This is a genomic window from Pseudomonas tehranensis (assembly GCF_014268615.1).
Lineage (GTDB): Bacteria > Pseudomonadota > Gammaproteobacteria > Pseudomonadales > Pseudomonadaceae > Aquipseudomonas > Aquipseudomonas tehranensis.
The window spans coordinates 1-2,731 of sequence record NZ_JABWQV010000407.1 but is presented as its reverse complement, the minus strand read 5'-3'; the positions used below and the strand labels follow the sequence as shown (position 1 = coordinate 2,731).

Annotated in this window: 3 protein-coding genes; 1 reads left to right on the top strand and 2 read right to left on the bottom strand. The window is 60.1% G+C overall.

The genetic code is table 11. The features are described from left to right. Positions 1-85 precede the first annotated feature (85 nt). Positions 86-1,000, bottom strand: coding sequence for a LysR family transcriptional regulator (locus HU811_RS26500; RefSeq protein WP_092401529.1), 915 nt, complete (start codon positions 998-1,000; stop codon positions 86-88). Between the two features lie 197 nt (positions 1,001-1,197). Here HU811_RS26500 and trhA point away from each other — a divergent pair, with 197 nt between their 5' ends. Continuing rightward, on the top strand, positions 1,198-1,815 hold the full coding sequence (trhA, locus tag HU811_RS26495) for a PAQR family membrane homeostasis protein TrhA (protein WP_092401532.1): 618 nt from the start codon (positions 1,198-1,200) through the stop codon (positions 1,813-1,815). Between the two features lie 143 nt (positions 1,816-1,958). Here the strand turns inward: trhA and HU811_RS26490 are convergent, their stop codons facing one another. Next, positions 1,959-2,678 carry a 16S rRNA (uracil(1498)-N(3))-methyltransferase gene (locus HU811_RS26490; RefSeq protein WP_092401535.1) on the bottom strand — a complete coding sequence of 240 codons (720 nt, stop codon included), beginning with the start codon at positions 2,676-2,678 and terminating at the stop codon, positions 1,959-1,961. Between the last annotated feature and the right edge of the window lie 53 nt (positions 2,679-2,731).

Genomic DNA, 2,731 nt, shown 5'->3' with positions numbered 1-2,731 from the left:
TCGCGAGCAGGCTCGCTCCCACATTGGATCGGTGTTCACAATCCCGTGTGGGAGCGAGCCTGCTCGCGATGAAGGGGACTCGGTCTCAAGCCTGGCGATTGGCATACATCCGGCACTCAGCCAAAAGCGCGAGCAAATTCGGATCGCGCTCCTTGGCCTTCAGGAATACCACGCCAATGTGCTGCTGCAGCCGATACTTTTCCTGCAATGGGATCAGTTTCACCCGGTTTTCATACACCGCCGCAATCCGTCCCGGCAGCAACGCATAACCGACCCCGGAGCTGACCATGCTCAGCAGGGTGAAGATGTCGTTGACCTGCATCGCCACCTTCGGCTCGAACCCCGCCTGCTTGAACACCCGATTACCATCCTGATGAGTGGCGAAGCCCTGGGTCAGGGTGATGAAGGTTTCGTTGCACACTTCGGACAGGTCCACTTCACTGCGTTGGGCGAAGGCGGAATCGGCGGGCGTGGCGAGAAAAATGTCGTCTGAAAACAGCTCGATATGCTCACAGTCCGGATCGTTCACGCTGTCGTCCAGGGAGATCAGGATGGCGTCCACCTCCATGTTCTTGAGCTTGTACAGCAGGTCGATGTTCGAGCCCAGGATCAGGTCGATGTTCAGTTCGCTGCGGCGGATCTTCAGGCCCATGATCAACTGCGGTACGGTTTTTACCGTCAGCGAATACAGTGAGCCAAGCTTGAAACGCTCCGCGGAAAACCCGGCGGCCTCACGGGTCAGGCGCACGCTTTCGACCACGTCCTGAATCAGCTTCTGTGTGCGTTCTTCCAGCACGTAAGCGCTTTCCAGGGGCGTGAGGTTGCGGCCCTCGTGCTTGAACAACGGGCAGCGCAAGGCGCTTTCCAACGAGTGAATGGCCCGGTGTACGCTGACGTTGCTGGTCTGTAACTCGGCCGCCGCCCGCGCAAGATTGCCGGTGCGCATGAACGCCAGGAACACCTCGAGTTTTTTCAGGGTCAATTCTTCATCGATCAGCATGGGGTGGACTCTTATTCGTATCGCCCGATTGTGCCCTGTGGGAGCAAAGCTTGCTCGCGAAACAGGCGACTCGGTTTTTCAGAAACTGCGTTATCTTCATCGCGGGCAAACCTTACCCTCACAGAGAGCAAAACATTGCACTTTGTAGCGCCAGGCCTGAGCCTTGGCATCTGTTAGGGAATGTGAGGCGGGACTGGATGTATCACGGAGAGCGACTCAACGCCTGGACCCACCTGGTCGGGGCGGTGGCGGCTTTTATCGGAGCGGTGTGGTTGCTGGTAATTGCCGGGATGACGGGCGATGCGTGGAAAATCGTCAGCGTGGCGATCTACGGTTTCACCTTGCTGGTGCTGTACAGCGCTTCGACGGTTTACCACAGCGTGCGCGGGCGCAAGAAAGCAATCATGCAGAAGGTCGATCACTTTTCGATCTATCTGCTGATTGCTGGCAGCTACACGCCGTTCTGCCTGGTCACCCTGCGCGGGCCGTGGGGCTGGACCTTGTTTGGGATTGTCTGGGGGCTGGCGTTGATCGGGATCTTGCAGGAGATCAAGCCGCGCTCTGAAGCGCGCATCCTGTCGATCGTGATCTACGCGGTGATGGGCTGGATCGTGCTGGTGGCGATCAAACCGTTATTGGCCGCCTTGGGCAGCGCCGGCTTTGCCTGGCTGGCTTCGGGGGGTGTGCTGTACACCGTGGGCATTGTCTTTTTCGCGCTGGACCATCGGTTGCGGCACGCCCATGGCATCTGGCATTTGTTTGTGATCGCCGGCAGCTTGCTGCACTTTGTCGCGATCTTGTTCTATGTGCTCTGACCCATAACGCCGTAGCTCTACTGTGGGAGCGGGCTTGCTCGCGAACGCGGCGGGTCAGTCAACATTGATGTCACTGACAGATTGCATTCGCGAGCAAGCCCGCTCCCACAATGGGTCTTGAGTGCCAGCAGAATCTGCGGGGGTTAGAAATCCCCCCACAACTGCTGTGCCACGGCCAGTGCCACCACCGGTGCGGTTTCAGTGCGCAGCACGCGCGGGCCGAGTCGGGCGGCGTGGTAGCCGGCGGTCTGGGCCTGCTGGACTTCGGCCTCCGACAAACCACCCTCGGGGCCGATCAGGAAGGCCAGGCTCGAGGGTCTGGCATGGCTGACCAACGGCTCGGCCACCGGGTGCAGCACCAGTTTCAGTTCGGCGTCGGTTTGCTTCAGCCAGTCGGCCAGCAGCAGCGGCGGGTGAATCACCGGTACGGTGGAGCGCCCGCACTGCTCGCAAGCGCTGATCGCCACCTGACGCCAGTGCAGCAGGCGTTTGTCGGCGCGTTCGTCCTTGAGGCGCACTTCGCAGCGCTCGCTGAAAATCGGTGTGATCTCGTTGACGCCCAGTTCGGTAGCTTTCTGGATCGCCCAGTCCATGCGCTCGCCCCTGGACAGGCCCTGGCCGAGGTGGATGCGCAGGGGCGATTCAACCTGCCCGGCGAATTGTTCGTCCAACTGTACAAGCACGCGTTTCTTGCCGACTTCGGCCAGGCTGCCGCGAAATTCCTGGCCAGAGCCGTCGAACACCTGCACCGCATCGCCCTCGGCCATGCGCAGCACCCGACCGATGTAGTGGGCCTGGGCTTCGGGCAATTCGTGAGCGCCGAGGCTGAGGGGGGCATCGATGAAGAAGCGGGACAGTCTCATTTCAAATCTCTGAAAAAGTTAAACCTGTGGTGAGGGGATTTATCCCCGCTGGG